A 16,230-nucleotide genomic window follows, 5' to 3' on the forward strand; every position below is an offset into this window, starting at 1 on the left:
ATTTTAGTTTAATAAATGATACATAAGGTTAAATATCACTTTATTTCTATATTCATTATAACAAAAATAAACATAACTAAACAGACTTGTAATAAAAACCCATAAAAATTAATATATGGTTATACAGTATTTTTACTGTATAGTGATTTTAAGAATTCCCCTTAAAATCAGCTTACTCACATACCTTTATACAGCAATTGTTCCCCAATTCTGTATATCAAAAAACTTTTCATTCATTTGAAAGGTTTTTTTGAGTTTGCGCATATTCTTCTTTCGTATTTACATTTATAAACCATTCTGCATTTGCTTGTATATCTTCTCCGGCAACATATTTCACATTACATTGTAATAAAAGCTGCCCCATACTTCTTTTTTCTTCTTGAAGTAAAGTATAAATCTTTTCTTTCACACGGTTATGATACGCTGCAAGTAACGGTTGTTTTCTTCCATTAATAATAGGTACAACCGCATCATATTCATTGTTCGTTTGCTCTAATAAAATAGTAAACCACTCATGCGAAACATTTGGCGCATCGCAAGGCATAATAGCGTACCAATCTGCTTCTATATATTCCATTCCTGATACAATTCCAGCAAGTGGACCGTTTCCTTTATAGTGCGGAATATCTTCTATAACAGGAACTTGTACGAATTGCTCCACTCGCTCTTTTATATCAGAATGACTAATGACTACAACCTCTTGGAGCGTCCTTGTCATCACTTTCAAAATATGCTCAATAAAAGTACTCCCTTGCCAGCTCGCTAACGCTTTCGGCTCACCAAACCTACTCGACATACCGCCCGCTAATACAATTCCAGCCCATTTACTCATTGGCGATGCAGCTCGAATGTAATATGACCTAACTCCGGTAAAATCAACTTATTCATCGCAAGGCGAACTGCTCCGCTAGATCCTGGCATTGAAAAGACAACTTTTCGCCCAATTGTGCCACCAATCGCTCTACTTAACATTGCACTACTTCCGATATCTTCTAAATAACTAATCATGCGGAACAACTCACCAAATCCGACAATTTCTTTATCTAATAAAGCTGATACAGCTTCAATTGTGACATCACGTTTCGTAATACCTGTACCACCATTTGTTAATACAACATCAACATCTTCCTTATGATAACCAGCTAACACTGCTTGCTGAATACTTTCTTGATCATCTTTTACAATTTCATAAGAAGTCACTGTATGGCCTGCTTCTTTTAACAATTCATGTAATAGTTGTCCGCTCTTATCTGTCTCTTCCGTACGTGTATCGGAAATTGTTACAATCTTGCAACGCACTTCTTTTGGCGCTTGTTTTTTATGTTCATTGACACTCATTTTTCTTCTTCCTTTCTTAAAGACTTTTCTTCATTTTATCATACATACCTTTACACAATTATGTATGAAGACGATGATGCATCATGATACAATATAAGTATAGTAATCCACAAAAAGGAAAATGAAAAACATTCTTTCTTATCCCCCTAGACTTCACATCATTAGCTAACCTTTAACTTTTCTTATATTTTCTACATAGTAGAATTCAGTTTTTAAAATTGCACTACCAAATAAATCGGAGGTCTACCTATTATGGAACTATACAAAAAATTAACAACAACATTCATCCTCTTATTCGTTGCTTCCATCACTGTCGGTTTTTCTCTAAAAGGAGCAATTCCATACGCCACATTAGTAAGTATTATATTCGCAACGCTATTTTTACTAAGCAGTGCCTTTTGCGCGGGTAAAGCACGTCAAATGAAAGGTTGATTGCATATGTTACATAAGAAACGGACCATTTGTAAATCATGTGAAAAAGAAATACAAACATATGAAAAATCACGGATTCATATGCCATTTCCAGCAAGTGGTATGACTAATATGAAAAAATATATTGAGCTAGACGGAGAAGTGTATTGTAAATCATGCATTCAAATTGTAAGTAAAACGAAATAAAAAAAGCTTTGCGCTCACTGCGCAAAGCTTTTTTTCATATATTATAGACCAGCTTGCTCTTTTAAAGTAGCTGCTTTGTCTGTACGTTCCCATGAAAGATCTACATCAGTACGTCCAAAGTGACCGTAAGCTGCTGTTTGTTTGTAAATTGGGCGACGTAAGTCTAGCATTTTAATAATACCAGCTGGGCGAAGATCGAAGTTGTTACGAACTAGTTCTACTAGTACGTCTTCAGATACTTTACCAGTGCCAAATGTATCAACTGAAATTGATACTGGTTGTGCTACGCCAATTGCGTATGCAAGTTGTACTTCTGCTTTGTCAGCAAGTCCAGCTGCTACGATATTTTTCGCAACATAACGAGCTGCATATGCTGCAGAACGGTCAACTTTCGTTGCATCTTTACCAGAGAATGCACCGCCACCGTGGCGAGCGTATCCACCGTAAGTATCAACGATGATTTTACGTCCTGTTAAACCAGCATCACCTTGTGGTCCACCAATTACGAAGCGACCAGTTGGGTTAATGAAGAATTTCGTTTCTCCATCCATTAATTCTGCTGGAACTACAGCTTTAATTACATGCTCTTTTAAATCGCGATCGATTTCTTCCCATGTAACATCTGGATGATGCTGTGTAGAAATTACAATTGTATCTACACGTACAGGTTTACCATTTTCATCATACTCAATTGTAACTTGCGTTTTTCCATCCGGACGTAAGTATGATAATGTGTCATCTTTACGTACTTCAGTTAAACGGCGAGCTAATTTGTGAGCAAGCGAGATTGGAAGTGGCATTAATTCTTGTGTTTCATTACATGCAAAACCAAACATTAAACCTTGGTCTCCTGCACCAATTGCCTCAATCTCAGCGTCAGTCATTTGACCTTCGCGTGCTTCTAGCGCTTGGTCAACACCCATAGCGATGTCAGCAGATTGCTCATCGATAGATGTTAAAACTGCACAAGTTTCTGCATCGAATCCGTATTTTGCGCGTGTGTAACCAATGCCTTGAATTGTTTCACGAACGATTTTTGGAATGTCTACGTAAGTAGAAGTCGTAATTTCCCCCGCTACCAATACTAAACCAGTTGTTACAGTTGTTTCACAAGCTACACGTGCATTTGCGTCTTTTGATAAGATCGCATCTAAAATTGAATCAGAAATTTGGTCACAAATTTTATCTGGATGTCCTTCAGTTACAGACTCAGATGTGAACAGATGACGTTTTTTTGTCATGTGGTAAACCTCCCTACAGTAATTGTATATATTGTACGGAACTCATCCTTAATTTGCCACAAACTGCGACATACATTTATTCTCCCACACAAGCATACAGAAAAACCTTTCCTACTTAACATAGAGGAAAGGTTTAATTTGCTACTTGCATACTGCTTTTTGCCCTTTGCTCTTATCGTTCGAGACCATTAGCCTCGCACAGGTTTTAGCACCTATTCACATGTATTTACCACTACAAGTGAGGTTGCTGGGCTTCATCGGGCCTGTCCCTCCGCCAGCTCGGGATAAGAGAGTATCCGTCCCAACCTATACTAAAGAAATGATATTCATTTGTCAATTAATATTCACATTTTCCTGAAAGTTTTTCTCAATACGCCTGGAATGAAATATTAATAAGGAAATAATACATTCACACAAACAAAAATAAATAAATAGTATACATTATTTATATAATTGTGTTATACTCTTGATGGGGATTACGAGAAATATTTCATTAAATGAAAAGGATGGTATATAAATATGAGTACTGTGAATGTCCAAATCGGTTTACATGAATTATTGAACGGAAGCAATGCACAGATTCAACTAAGTGTTCCGCAATTAGTGGAAAAAGTATTAATGCGAAATGAAGGGAAATTAACTTCTACTGGTGCAGTTTCTGCTTCAACAGGAAAATACACAGGACGTTCTCCTAAAGATAAATTTATTGTGAAAGAAGCATCGGTTGCTGACAAAATTGCTTGGGGAGCTGTGAACCAACCGATTTCTGAAGAACATTTTAATAAATTATATACTAAAGTTTTAGAATACTTAAAAGAAAAAGAAGAGTTATTCGTCTTCAAAGGATTTGCAGGCGCTGATCGCAACTATCGCCTACCAATTCAAGTTATTAACGAATATGCATGGCACAATCTATTTGTACATCAATTATTTATTCGTCCAACTGAAGAAGAATTAACAACTCATGAATCAGAGTTTACAATTGTTTCTGCACCGAACTTTAAAGCAGATCCAGTAATTGACGGTACAAACTCTGAAGCATTCATCATGGCTTCATTCGAAAAACGTATCGTACTAATCGGTGGTACAGAATACGCTGGAGAAATGAAAAAATCAATCTTCTCTATTATGAACTTCTTACTACCTGAACAAGATATTCTTTCTATGCATTGCTCTGCAAACGTAGGTGAAGAAGGTGACGTAGCACTATTCTTCGGTTTATCTGGAACAGGTAAAACAACTTTATCTGCTGATCCAAACCGTAAATTAATCGGTGATGATGAGCATGGTTGGTCTGATAACGGTGTATTCAATATTGAAGGCGGTTGCTATGCGAAATGTGTAAACCTTTCTCATGAGAAAGAACCACAAATCTTTGATGCAATCAAATTTGGATCTGTTTTAGAAAACGTTGTCATTAATGATCAAACACGCATCGCTGACTATAACGATACTACTTTAACAGAAAATACACGTGCTGCCTACCCTATGCATGCGATTGACAATATCGTGCTGCCAAGTGTTGCAGGACATCCAAATACAATCATTTTCTTAACTGCTGATGCATCTGGCGTATTGCCTCCAATCAGTAAGTTATCAAAAGAACAAGCTATGTACCATTTCTTAAGTGGTTACACTAGTAAACTAGCAGGAACAGAGCGCGGCGTTACATCTCCGCAAGCTACATTCTCAACTTGCTTCGGTTCACCATTCTTACCACTTGATGCATCTCGCTATGCTGAAATGCTTGGTGAAAAAATTGAGAAACACGATGCGAAAGTATTCTTAGTAAACACTGGCTGGACTGGTGGCGAATACGGTGTTGGTAAGCGTATGAACTTAGGTTACACTCGCGCAATGATTCAAGCAGCACTAAGCGGTGAACTTGCAAAAGCTGAAACTGCTAAACATGACATCTTCGGTCTTGAAGTACCTCTTCACGTACCAGGTGTACCAGACGAAGTATTAATGCCTGAACAAACTTGGGCTGATAAAGCTGCTTACAAAACAAAAGCAATTGAACTTGCAAACGAATTCAAAGAGAACTTCAAAAAGTTCGACAGCGTTTCTGAAGCTATTATTAACTTAGGCGGTCCAATCGCTTAAGTTAAAACTTTCTGTTGGAATAACCCTTTACTCATATGAATAAGTGTCGTGTAACCGAAAAGTTTCGCGTACTCACCGACAAAACCCAATGCGGCTTAACGGTTACACACACTTACATAAAAAAGAAGCTTACGTTTTTACGTAAGCTTCTTTCTATCTATTTTTTATACAAGTACGGAGCTAAAAAAGGCTCTAACCGCTTCTAACCATCGCCGGATTCTCTATTCCATCTAAAAAATTCCCAACCACAATCTACAATTCATATACTTAAATTTTCACACATATAAATCACAGATTCAAACACACAAACTTTTTTCCTACTTACTACATCCTTCTGGTCTCACACTGCCTGGAACTAAAAAAGGCTCTAACCGCTTCTAGCCACCGCTGGATCCTCTATCCCATCTAAAGAGCAGCTTTTATCTTTTTATCTCTTCGTTAATTCTTTCTCATCTTTCATGCTATAGTAGCCTAAATTAACAACAATTAAGAAATAACCGCCCATAATCCCTACTGCAAAAGCCCACATCACCATATGGTGCTCAATTTCGTACATAATAATAGCACCCAAAATAGCAGCGGCAAAACGGTTAAACATACCGAGCGTCGGTGCTTTCGTTTTCTTTACAATGCTATCTCCAAGCTTCTCAATTCGTCTCCCTAAAAGCCAAACACAATACATACTTACGATAAGTCCAATTCCTGCACCTAGAAAATGCGCTGAAAACGGCGTTAACATCCAGCCTAATAGCAGAATACCTAGTAAATAATACGATTGAATTTTAAACGATCTTAATGACATACTAATCATGCTGTACCCCTCTTCAGTAGTTTTAATCTATCCAACAAAAGCTGTATAACTCATTTCTTTCGAGTTCATACTACTTAAAATTCTCTTCACTCAAATTAAAAACAACATAAACCCAATGTTTATGTTGTTTAAATGTTTTCAGAAAATAATATTATACAAGATTTCGAACATCATATTCTTATAATTTGTGACGTTTTTCCAAACATTTTTCGTCCATTTATGAAAAAAGTGATATCAATCTATGAACATACGGATATGATGTAATAAATACACAAATAAAGGGGGCGTCTAATGATTTATTTTTTAATGGCTCTCATTCATCTCATTGTCCCTGCACTTATTGGACTTTCGCTATATTGGTACACGAAAAATCATAGTATTTTCTACGCTGTCCTCGGTGTTCTCCTTCCAGGTATTATTCTTATCACACTCTTCCGTATTCCATTTTTAAACTTAATTCCACTTATTACTGCTATCTTATTTCTCGTCTTCTTACCAAAAATAAAAAAATAGGAAAGCAGATCATAAGTGATCTGTTTTCCTATTTTGATATAGGTTCCTGTACGGTAGTATGAACTTTTACTTTCTCCAATTTTACAAACCATAGACCAAAGAAAATGATTATCCCACCGATCATTTGTTGTAATGAAATAGATTCATTTGCCCATATAGCTGCAAATAAAACCGCTACAATCGGTGTAATATACATATATACCATCGTATGGGATGCCCCAATTTTTTGAACACCGATATACCACATTACTAAACCAAATACTGTTACAAAGAAAATAGAATATAGTAAAGCAAATAGTGTCATCCCTTTTGTAATGTGAAACGGCATGACAAATACATGTGGACCACTTAATAATAAAAGCGGAATTGCTCCAACTAATGCCGACCATGCAGTAACACGTAGTGCTGAATATTTTTTAATTAATGGCCCTGCTAAAACAGGATAAAGCCCCCAGCATATTGATGTAATCATTCCAATTCCATTCCCGTAAAAAGAACTAGCGAGTGAATGCCCCGCTACTAAAACTAATGCTGCACCCACAAAGGCAATCATAGAACCAATTAACTTCCGAGAAGAAAACTTTTCTTGTTTCAAAAAAACCGCAAATAAAGTTGTAAAAATAGGTGAAATAGAAATGAGTAAAGAGGCATTTGTAGCGGATGTATATTTAACAGTTTCCATAAATAACGTTTGATATAGTACAATACCTACAAAACTAACAACGATTAATCTTGGTATATCTTTTCGCTCCACATAAAGCGACTTTTCAATAAAGAATGTAAGCAATAACAGTAACGGTGCCGCCGCCATCATCCGAATAGCAGTAAACTCAATTGCTGTAAATTCTACAAGCCCATATTTTGCAATGGTATAGTTAATACCCCAAATCATAACCACACTTAAAATTAATAACTCAATTCCCCATCTTCTCATGCGTATCCCCTCCGCAAAGAAAATTATACAGAAAATTCAATCATGTGTACATTTCATTATGTGAAAAAATCTTTTTATTGTATCAAGAGCTTTACTTTGACACATGAAATTATATCGGCGATTTTTAAGTATATCGACTTATCAACAAAAAACGGCAATAATAACACCTTATGCAATAAAAAAGACGATTCCAAAAACATATTGGAACCGTCTTTTCTTTATTATACTCGAACATGTAACTTCATATTTGGATTATAAAACTGGCTCGGGCTTTTTAACTGAAGAGTTCCTCCACCTTCATGCCAATCAACCGTTAACTTATCATCCATAAATACAAGCTTTGTACGATCGGCGATAAAGCTAAGTGTACTTGATTCAATATCTACATCACGCTCATCTTTTTCAGCTACAGCTACTAAATCAATGATTCCGCTCATAACACAACCGCAACCTTCATTATCGTAAAATAATTTTATATATTTCGCTTCATTTGGAATCGTATCCATAATTTTTTTATATGCTGCTTCTGTTACAGTAACGTACATCTGTTAATGTTCATCCTTTCTTCTCATATCATTCATATATTGTACCACTATTTTTCTAAAACTTTGTATACAGAAAATTAAGACTAATATACAATGTATGTGATAAAGGAGGTTCTATCACTGATGTCTCAACTAAAGCGATATCCTATTTTATTAGGCCTATTAGGTAGCTTTTTTATTTCTAGCGGAATGATATTACAACATATACTTCCCTATTCTCCTTCTATTGGTTGGATTCTAGGTTTTATTTGTTTCCTATCCGCTTCTTATTTTGCCATGAACAATAAAAATAACTAATAGAGTAAGAATTAGTTTAAGGAGGATAACACAACATGCCAGCTTTAAAAGAAATAGAACAATCACTCAATCATATATTCCAAATCGAAAAATACGGAAAAGACATTGCCTTTAGTCGCTTTATCCCTGCTGTATATGATTCTATCCAATTTCCATGGCAACAATTTTTTGAAGCAACTTTTGTAGAGCTATTTAACGGTCTTATGATACGAGGGGCTGAAAATGTAAACAAAGTATTTTTAGCTGTATTCCCTACAGATGACGTTCTTGAAGCCTTCATTTCACAATCGACACCTGGTGATTTACTCTTTATGCATCATCCACTTGTAATGGAGTGCGGTGATCCGCTTGGAAAATCAGGCCGTGGTTTTATTCCCATTCCAGAAAAATATTTGCAGGCGATAAAAGAAAAACAACTTTCTATATATACATGTCACGGACCAATGGATTTTCATCAAACGTATGGAACAAGCATTTCAATCGCAAAAGCACTCCAAGCCAGTGTAATTGACGGATTTGCTTACGGTGGTCCAGAAAGCGAGCCAGTCGGTCTCATTTGTGAAATAGATGAAACATCAACAGAAGCACTCCAAAAACGTCTAAAAAAACTCTTCCACATTCCTTACACAGACTTCGAAGGTAAACAACACGATTCCATTAAAAAAATTGCAATTATCGCTGGATGTGGCGATGTCGTATCTTTAATGAACGAAGCAGAAGAAAAAGGTGCTGAAGCATATATTGCAGGAGAAATCCATTGCCATATCGACAATGATTACGGTAGACATAAATACTCGCTCATTATGGATTATGTAAAAACAACGAATATGTCACTCATCGGTGTGTCGCACTCTGCCTCTGAATACTTAGTGAAAGAGACATTGATATATGATTGGTTTAAAGAGAACTTTCGTTTGGATATTACTTTAATTCCGCAGGAGAAATGGTGGTTATAAAAGGACACTTTAATTAGTGAAGATGGGTACACACATCAATTTATTTTTTACAGAATAAAAAAGGAGATCGCTCTCAAGTAAGTAATCTCCCTTTTTCGAATATTTTATCATTACATCGGCAACATTACCTTTACCGTCGTTCCAACTCCAACTTCACTTTCAAAGCTCATTTTACCGTTGTGGTCTTTAATAATTTTTTCTGTAACTACTAACCCTAAACCTGTGCCCGTTTCTTTCGTTGTGTAAAAAGCTTCATTTAACTTTGGAATTTTATCTTTTGGAATGCCGCACCCCTCATCTTTCACCTGAACGACGATTCCATCTTCTACGGTAACTTTAATCGTAATCGTCCCACCAACTGACATTGCTTCAATCCCATTTTTGATTAAATTAAAAAATACTTGTTTTAATCGTTTTTCGTCGCATGTAATTGACGGTATGTCTTTACTGTAAATACCTTGTATGTGCACCCCTTGTTCTAAAGCAGGCTTACCCATAACCCGAATAACATAAGCGATAATTTCTTGTATGTTATGAGTTTCTGATTCTAGCGATTTAGATTTCTCAAACCCACTAAGTTCTGTAGTAATTGTATGAATTCGTTCTACCTCTTGCTTCATAATATCGCTATAAATCTTATCCTCGGGATGCTTGTTCGCTTGTTTATTCACAAGTTTTTTTAAAGTTGCTAAAGGTCTTCTAATCTTATAGCCAATAACTGTTGCCATTTTTCCAACAGTTGCTAGCTTTTCTGTTTGTTTTATTTCTTTATCCATCATCTCAATCGTACGAATGTAAGACTGGAATCTCAAAAATATAATCCAACATATAATGGAGAATACGCTACATAATGCCATTGGGATTAAAACGAGAGAAGATTGAATAATGATTCCAATAAGAGCGTACCTTCCAACAATTATCCCTATAACTAACCAAAAATATTTTTTACTCACGAAGATTGGTGCAAATAAAATGAAAAATCCTTCTACTATATTTCCACCATCAAACTCAGCATCACTACCAGAATAAATCATAATATTATGGATAAAATCTAATATATTATAGCCAATTAAAATGATATACTTTACCGCAAATGGATTCTTCCATTTCATAAAATATATGCCGATGCAAAACAATATCACCATCCAAAAATAGAGCCATAAACCTAAACCATCTTCGAATTTTCCTACTCCTTCTTGTTCTCCCCCTATTAAAGGTACGATAAATTCATAGGCAAGATCATATACAAAAAATATAATAAAAAATAAGCTTAAAAATACTTTGAGTGCCTTTATTTCTTCATTTTTAAATATATAGCCTTTATTCATATGGTAACTCCTAGCTTTTCTTCCACTTGGATTTCATAATTTCCAAACTTCATTGGAAGAATGATGTCTATTCTTGTTCCAATATCTCTTTCACTTACAATGCATAATTCACCAAGATGCTCGGCAACAATTCGATCCGCTACCGTAAGTCCTAGACCAATTTTATCTTGTTTCGTTGTATAAAAAGCCTCTGTCACACGGGCTAAATTTTCCTTCTTAATACCGTAACCACTATCGATTATACTTATCATCACATAATCTTTCCCTTTATTTTCTAATCGCAAATCTAAAATGCCACCTTGCTCCATTGCCTCCAGAGCATTATTTATGACATATAAAAAAACTCCTCTTATTTTTCGTTCATCACATTCAACTTCCACTGTTTTTTCTTCCACATTAGAAATAAGTTGAACATTTGATTCATTCATTTTTTCGCGAAGAGTTTTTACTGCTTGTAATACAATTTTTCCTACATCATGTTTCTCATAAATAGAAGGTTTACATGTAGCAACTTCCATTAACTCACTTATCATATTATTCATATTTTCTATTTCAAAGATCATTCGTTTATAAATAGGATCATCTTCATGCTTCTCTCGCTGTAATTGTGTAAATCCTTTTAACGAAGCAAGTGGATTTTTAATTTCATGCCCGACTGTCGCTGCCATTTTTCCGATCACTGCTAATTTTTGTGATTCACTAGCAATCTTAATACTTTCCTTTACAGCTGAAAGATATTGTAAAAATCGATTTAAAATGATGTATGCAGCTATTAATAAAAGTGTGTACATAATAAGAAACATAAACGCTTTTACTTCCTCTAATACAAATAAATAAATCACATATTTCCCTATAATCGTAGCAAGTAAAAACACAAAATACTTTTTATTTAAAAATATAGGTACAAAGAAAATGAGAATAATTTCTATTATATTTACCCCATCAAATGCCGCCTTATTATAAAGAATATACGAAAGTATATTAGCCATTTCTATCCCTATGTATGCAAATAAACATGTATATTTAACAAGGTTTGCTTTCTCTTTTTTTATTAAATATATATTCACGCCGAGTATTGCTGTTCCACAAATAACTTGCCATAGTATGTTATGTCCCTTATCCGTTAGTGATTTATTTTCTAATACGATTGCATAGAAAATTTGATATGCAGTAACAGTAACAAATAGCACCCATAAGAAAATTTTTGCATTCCTTTCTTCTTCTTTATATGATAGAAAACTTTCTTTCACTTTAACACCCCTTCAAAATAATATCTCGAAGAATACCATTTATTATAATAAATGATTTTCATAGACAAACAAAGATAAATCGAACATTTGAGGAAAATCATACCAACAGTGTAATATCTTCAGACTATATGCAAGCATAAAAACTACAATCAATAATACGTATATTATGGGAGGTGTTTTATATGGACGGCAAAAAAAATAAAAAGACAGAACAGCTCCAATCCTTTACACCCGAAAATGAAGGAAAGGAGATGACAACAAATACAGGTGTTAAAATTTCAAATGATGAAAACTCTTTAACTGCCAGTGATCGTGGCCCTACCCTTCTGGAAGATTTTCTTATGCGAGAAAAGCTTTCTCATTTTGATCGTGAACGAATTCCTGAAAGAGTCGTTCATGCACGAGGATACGGAGCACATGGCATTTTTGAGTTATATGAATCTTTAGAAGAGCTAACAATGGCACACTTTCTACAAAACCCTTCAAAAACAACACCACTTTTCGTTCGTTTTTCTGAAGTAGCGGGATCAAAAGGAGCCAATGAAACGAATCGAGATGTTAGAGGATTCGCTGTTAAATTTTATACAGAAGAAGGAAATTTCGACTTAGTAGGAAATAACATACCAATTTTCTTCATTCAAGATGGTATTAAATTTCCTGATCTTATTCACGCCCTTAAACCAGAGCCACATAATGAAATTCCACAGGGCCAAACAGCACATGATACTTTTTGGGACTTCATCGCCAATAATCAAGAATCAGCTGCAATGATGATATGGATTATGTCCGACCGTACAATTCCAAGAAGTTTTCGAATGATGCAAGGATTTGGCGTTCATACATTTCGTTTCGTTAATAAAAATGGAAAGTCGCGATTCGTAAAATTCCACTGGAAGCCAAAGCTCGGCGTTCATTCGTTAATTTGGGATAGAGCATACTAACACATATAAGGGGGATACTTCATGTTTGTTACGGTCGAGAAAGATGTTCATATTTTTGTGCAAGACGTTAATCCCGGTCCCGGTAGTAAAACTGTTTTTTTCGTCCATGGCTGGCCTTTAAATCATCAAATGTATCAATATCAACTCAATGTTTTACCGGAGCACGGCTTTCGCTGCATCGCCATGGATATACGCGGAAATGGGCAATCTGATAAGCCATGGACTGGCTACACGTATGACCGATTAGCTGATGATATTGCAATTGTTCTGGAAGCACTCCAAGTAGAAAATGCTACGTTAGTCGGTTTTTCAGTCGGCGGTGCTCTTTCTATTCGCTATATGTCTCGCTACAATGGGCGTCGTATTTCTAAGCTCGCATTAATTGATGCCGTCTCTCCTTCTTTCGTGAAAAATCAAGAGTCCCCTTACGGTGTACCAAAAGAACAAGGAGATACCCTCATTCATCAAATGTATGTAAATTTACCAAAATTTTTAAGTGATGTATCTTTATCATTTTTCAATAGAAACTTAGGAGCTGCAACCCTTGAATGGTTTTCTTATCTCGGTATGCAGTCCGCTTCCTATGCTCTCATCAAAATTTTGCAAGCAGCTGCAAACGAAGACGTAACGAAAGACTTAAGTAAAATTAACGTTCCAACAAAAATATTCCACGGCGTTCACGACCAACTGATCCCATACAAAAGTGCTGAACTCACGCAAAAACGGATTAAAAATGCTCAACTACATGCTCTTACAAATAGTGGTCACGGCTCTCCAATCGACCAAGCAGATGAATTAAATGCAGAACTTATAAAATTTTTAAATTCATAGTTTCCTTACAGCAAATTCTTTTTTATTAACTATCTTTTTTGTTTATCCAATTAAACCGGCCCATTCGTAAGTAAGAATAACTACGATACGAATGATACATTTTGTTATCTTCTCATCTCCTTTTTTAATTTATCCCATCGAATATCATTACAACTTATTTTTCCGTTAATATAATTTATTTTTCAAAGAAAGTGAAAGTATATGCCCTATAGGTTATTTGTTGAAGTGAATGAAGTTTTCATAAAATAAAATTCACACATTTCTCACAAATCAATTAATAAAACGATTACATTTTTGTTTATACTAAATGTACAAGTAATACTCCCTAAACCCAGCTTGTCTGGTTACCCCGTTAAATACTATGAAAAAAGGACTTGTATCCTATACAAGTCCTTTTTTGTTTCCCCTATTTAAAGAGTATATCTTTACTATACTGCTTTCCAACGAGTAAATCATATTGAATCATTTTATATTGCTCTAACATTTCTTTTTGTTTCTTTGTTAAGTCTTTAATCTCTTCGCCATTTTTATCAACTTTTAATTCATCTCTAAGCACTGGGATTTCTTTATATAATCCCGATAAAAATTGATAAAATGGTGATTTATTTAATCCTGCGTAATCAAAAACAAGATTTGAGAAATACATTGGACTTACTAAACCTAAGTTGTCATTTGGTATATCAAAATTTGCATACATTAACAATGGTGTTTCTGCCATTGATAATCTTTCACTTACAGTTTCTTCATTCTCTATATATCCAGCCTCTTTATAAATAGCCTTATTTGTCCCTAGTACTGGTAAATGATCTCCAAAAAAGACTAATAAAGTAGGTCTTTCTAATTCATCAAGCTGGTCTATTAAATATTTTAAAGCTTCATCGGAACGCCTTACACCTTCCGTATATATTTCTAATTCTGCCTTCGATGCATCTTCTGTTAATCCATTAACTTCTATTTGATTTTCTTCAAATCGTCCCGGATTATACGGAAAATGATTTTGCATCGTTACCGCATGAATAAATGTAGGCTGTTTTCTCTTATTCAATTCATCTATTATTTCTTTACTCATAGACAAATCACTAACATTGTCCCCAGCTAATTCTTTATGCTTCATCGTATCTTCTGCATTAAAGTTATCAAATCCAAATACATTATATACAGTATCTCGTTTGTAAAATGAGCGATCAAAAGCATGAATTGCACTTGCATAGTATCCTTGTTTTTTCAATTCACTTGCAATAGATGGGATTTCTTTCTGACCTGTAACAGCTTGTTGATACGGTATAGAACCGGGCATTAACAAACTCATTGAATAACTCGTTAGCGCTTCAAATTCGGTATTCGCTGTATTCCCCCCAAATGTAGGAGCTATTGTTTGTCCACCTGGAAAATTCTCAATATAATGATGTAGATTCGGGACTGGATCTTCGCTAAATGAAAGATTCGTTAGTTTTGTAGGGTCCCAAAAAGCCTCGCTCATCAGAAATATAATATTCGGTTTCTCGGCTTTTTTTTGTTCACTCACATTAACACCATATTGTTTCTTTATGTCATTCGCAATTTGAAGCATATTTTCCTTTGAATATTTTTCTGGTTCCTGAATAACTGTCGTATCTAAGTTACTTAAAAATCCTAAAACCAAGCCATTTTGACCATAGTTCATATTTTGATTCCATAAAGGGAAGTATACCCCACCCTTTACAAATAACTTATTCACAAATGTATTAGGGTAATTACTAAACGCATACACCATAAACAGAGATGTACATATTAAAACAATTCGCATACCGATATGGATTTTTATAGATTTAATATGCTTTCGAATAGTAAAAACAACAAATGCAAATACAACTATACTAATGATTCCTATTAATATATTTTTCAAACTAAAATAATCCATAACCATTGGTATAACTGACTGCATATGCCCTATTTGTGTAAAGTCAGATGGATATAGCGGCTCTCCTCTGAACATACTCTTGAAGTAATTAACAATCCCTAAAATAATAAAAGAACAACTAGTTAACATTACACTTAGTAAAATTTTTCCAATTGAATTGTAAACTAAAATATACACCATATAAATGAGTAAAACGCTGAATAGGTACTGTGTATACTGCAAATAAATCCAGTTATTCACAAGCAAAAAATTCATATATTCTTGTATGAATATATAAATAAAAACTATTAAATGAGCTATTGGCAGCAATAAAATATGAACTCTTATAGCTGGTCTAAGTTTATTGATTATCCCTTTATTCAAATAATCAATAAAAAATAGTATGCTCCATAAAATTATAGTAATTATACTTAACGTGATTCCTTCATTAAAAAATAACTTCGTCTTCTCTAATTCGAAATAGCCTAATGTAATAACAAACAACGTTTCTAAAAAAACAGTCCATATTCCGCTAATAATGAAAGAAAGTAATGGGCTCTTTCTTTCTTGCTGAACAGAAAAATTATAACGAAATTCATTTCTTCTTTGTTGCTGAACTACAAAATCCAAACTCAACTTATT

General features: G+C 34.6%; 15 protein-coding genes, 1 pseudogene and 1 riboswitch. Of the genes and pseudogenes, 7 read left to right on the top strand and 9 right to left on the bottom strand.

Annotated features, from left to right (window positions below):
- Nucleotides 1-229: 229 nt before the first annotated feature.
- Together MHH42_RS24085 and MHH42_RS24090 are read right to left on the bottom strand one after the other, a co-directional pair.
- Complete coding sequence (locus MHH42_RS24085; protein ID WP_097873197.1) at nt 230-832, bottom strand: molybdenum cofactor guanylyltransferase; 603 nt, start codon at nt 830-832, stop codon at nt 230-232.
- A complete protein-coding gene (locus tag MHH42_RS24090) occupies nt 829-1,338 on the bottom strand; it encodes a MogA/MoaB family molybdenum cofactor biosynthesis protein (RefSeq protein ID WP_080326637.1) in 510 nt (169 codons plus the stop codon). Before MHH42_RS24090 ends, MHH42_RS24085 begins: the two co-directional genes overlap by 4 nt.
- Before the next feature lie 252 nt (nt 1,339-1,590).
- Here MHH42_RS24090 and MHH42_RS24095 point away from each other — a divergent pair, with 252 nt between their 5' ends.
- Together MHH42_RS24095 and MHH42_RS24100 are read left to right on the top strand one after the other, a co-directional pair.
- Nucleotides 1,591-1,770, top strand: a complete 180-nt coding sequence (locus MHH42_RS24095) for a hypothetical protein (protein WP_000424805.1) — start codon at nt 1,591-1,593, stop codon at nt 1,768-1,770.
- 6 nt (nt 1,771-1,776) lie between these two features.
- Complete coding sequence (locus MHH42_RS24100) at nt 1,777-1,956, top strand: hypothetical protein (RefSeq protein ID WP_000902511.1); 180 nt, start codon at nt 1,777-1,779, stop codon at nt 1,954-1,956.
- A 41-nt stretch (nt 1,957-1,997) separates the two neighbouring features.
- On the opposite strand, the gene metK is transcribed toward MHH42_RS24100, so the two are convergent.
- Nucleotides 1,998-3,197: a methionine adenosyltransferase gene (metK, locus tag MHH42_RS24105; RefSeq protein WP_000163114.1), complete on the bottom strand. Its 1,200-nt coding sequence runs from the start codon at nt 3,195-3,197 to the stop codon at nt 1,998-2,000.
- Between the two features lie 169 nt (nt 3,198-3,366).
- A riboswitch (SAM riboswitch) is annotated at nt 3,367-3,488 on the bottom strand.
- Between the two features lie 228 nt (nt 3,489-3,716).
- On the opposite strand from metK, the gene pckA reads away from it, so the two are divergent.
- Nucleotides 3,717-5,303, top strand: a complete 1,587-nt coding sequence (gene pckA, locus MHH42_RS24110; RefSeq protein ID WP_097837499.1) for a phosphoenolpyruvate carboxykinase (ATP) — start codon at nt 3,717-3,719, stop codon at nt 5,301-5,303.
- A 427-nt stretch (nt 5,304-5,730) separates the two neighbouring features.
- Here pckA and MHH42_RS24115 read toward each other — a convergent pair whose 3' ends face one another.
- Nucleotides 5,731-6,114, bottom strand: a complete 384-nt coding sequence (locus MHH42_RS24115; RefSeq protein ID WP_000624935.1) for an ATP synthase subunit I — start codon at nt 6,112-6,114, stop codon at nt 5,731-5,733.
- A 291-nt stretch (nt 6,115-6,405) separates the two neighbouring features.
- On the opposite strand from MHH42_RS24115, the gene MHH42_RS24120 reads away from it, so the two are divergent.
- Nucleotides 6,406-6,627, top strand: a complete 222-nt coding sequence (locus MHH42_RS24120; RefSeq protein ID WP_000639048.1) for a hypothetical protein — start codon at nt 6,406-6,408, stop codon at nt 6,625-6,627.
- A gap of 28 nt (nt 6,628-6,655) precedes the next feature.
- Here the strand turns inward: MHH42_RS24120 and MHH42_RS24125 are convergent, their stop codons facing one another.
- A complete protein-coding gene (locus MHH42_RS24125) occupies nt 6,656-7,561 on the bottom strand; it encodes a DMT family transporter (RefSeq protein ID WP_001255426.1) in 906 nt (301 codons plus the stop codon).
- A 221-nt stretch (nt 7,562-7,782) separates the two neighbouring features.
- Nucleotides 7,783-8,106, bottom strand: coding sequence for an iron-sulfur cluster biosynthesis family protein (locus MHH42_RS24130; RefSeq protein ID WP_000289564.1), 324 nt, complete (start codon nt 8,104-8,106; stop codon nt 7,783-7,785).
- Between the two features lie 332 nt (nt 8,107-8,438).
- Between MHH42_RS24130 and MHH42_RS24135 the strand changes: the two genes are divergently transcribed.
- Nucleotides 8,439-9,359, top strand: a complete 921-nt coding sequence (locus MHH42_RS24135; RefSeq protein ID WP_001111097.1) for a Nif3-like dinuclear metal center hexameric protein — start codon at nt 8,439-8,441, stop codon at nt 9,357-9,359.
- 110 nt (nt 9,360-9,469) lie between these two features.
- On the opposite strand, the gene MHH42_RS24140 is transcribed toward MHH42_RS24135, so the two are convergent.
- Nucleotides 9,470-10,687, bottom strand: coding sequence for an ATP-binding protein (locus MHH42_RS24140; protein WP_001032640.1), 1,218 nt, complete (start codon nt 10,685-10,687; stop codon nt 9,470-9,472).
- Nucleotides 10,684-11,937, bottom strand: coding sequence for an ATP-binding protein (locus MHH42_RS24145; RefSeq protein WP_000664869.1), 1,254 nt, complete (start codon nt 11,935-11,937; stop codon nt 10,684-10,686). The genes MHH42_RS24140 and MHH42_RS24145 overlap by 4 nt, the downstream gene beginning before the upstream one ends.
- A 182-nt stretch (nt 11,938-12,119) precedes the next feature.
- Here MHH42_RS24145 and MHH42_RS24150 point away from each other — a divergent pair.
- Together MHH42_RS24150 and MHH42_RS24155 are read left to right on the top strand one after the other, a co-directional pair.
- A pseudogene (locus MHH42_RS24150) lies at nt 12,120-12,872 on the top strand (catalase); the annotation flags it as partial.
- 27 nt (nt 12,873-12,899) lie between these two features.
- Complete coding sequence (locus MHH42_RS24155) at nt 12,900-13,709, top strand: alpha/beta fold hydrolase (RefSeq protein ID WP_097837501.1); 810 nt, start codon at nt 12,900-12,902, stop codon at nt 13,707-13,709.
- A gap of 406 nt (nt 13,710-14,115) precedes the next feature.
- Here MHH42_RS24155 and MHH42_RS24160 read toward each other — a convergent pair whose 3' ends face one another.
- A complete protein-coding gene (locus MHH42_RS24160) occupies nt 14,116-16,224 on the bottom strand; it encodes an LTA synthase family protein (protein WP_000050732.1) in 2,109 nt (702 codons plus the stop codon).
- Nucleotides 16,225-16,230: the final 6 nt, after the last annotated feature.

The sequence above is a fragment of the Bacillus sp. FSL L8-0099 genome (assembly GCF_038006385.1).
GTDB lineage: Bacteria > Bacillota > Bacilli > Bacillales > Bacillaceae_G > Bacillus_A > Bacillus_A toyonensis.

Excerpts from the sequence above, each read along its gene's own strand:
- MHH42_RS24115 (WP_000624935.1), bottom strand. The coding sequence starts at position 6,114 with ATGATTAGTATGTCATTAAGATCGTTTAAAATTCAATCGTATTATTTA.
- pckA (WP_097837499.1), top strand. The coding sequence starts at position 3,717 with ATGAGTACTGTGAATGTCCAAATCGGTTTACATGAATTATTGAACGGA.
- MHH42_RS24130 (WP_000289564.1), bottom strand. The coding sequence starts at position 8,106 with ATGTACGTTACTGTAACAGAAGCAGCATATAAAAAAATTATGGATACG.
- MHH42_RS24085 (WP_097873197.1), bottom strand. The coding sequence starts at position 832 with ATGAGTAAATGGGCTGGAATTGTATTAGCGGGCGGTATGTCGAGTAGG.
- MHH42_RS24140 (WP_001032640.1), bottom strand. The coding sequence starts at position 10,687 with ATGAATAAAGGCTATATATTTAAAAATGAAGAAATAAAGGCACTCAAA.
- MHH42_RS24120 (WP_000639048.1), top strand. The coding sequence starts at position 6,406 with ATGATTTATTTTTTAATGGCTCTCATTCATCTCATTGTCCCTGCACTT.
- MHH42_RS24095 (WP_000424805.1), top strand. The coding sequence starts at position 1,591 with ATGGAACTATACAAAAAATTAACAACAACATTCATCCTCTTATTCGTT.
- MHH42_RS24100 (WP_000902511.1), top strand. The coding sequence starts at position 1,777 with ATGTTACATAAGAAACGGACCATTTGTAAATCATGTGAAAAAGAAATA.
- MHH42_RS24155 (WP_097837501.1), top strand. The coding sequence starts at position 12,900 with ATGTTTGTTACGGTCGAGAAAGATGTTCATATTTTTGTGCAAGACGTT.
- MHH42_RS24125 (WP_001255426.1), bottom strand. The coding sequence starts at position 7,561 with ATGAGAAGATGGGGAATTGAGTTATTAATTTTAAGTGTGGTTATGATT.
- MHH42_RS24135 (WP_001111097.1), top strand. The coding sequence starts at position 8,439 with ATGCCAGCTTTAAAAGAAATAGAACAATCACTCAATCATATATTCCAA.
- metK (WP_000163114.1), bottom strand. The coding sequence starts at position 3,197 with ATGACAAAAAAACGTCATCTGTTCACATCTGAGTCTGTAACTGAAGGA.
- MHH42_RS24090 (WP_080326637.1), bottom strand. The coding sequence starts at position 1,338 with ATGAGTGTCAATGAACATAAAAAACAAGCGCCAAAAGAAGTGCGTTGC.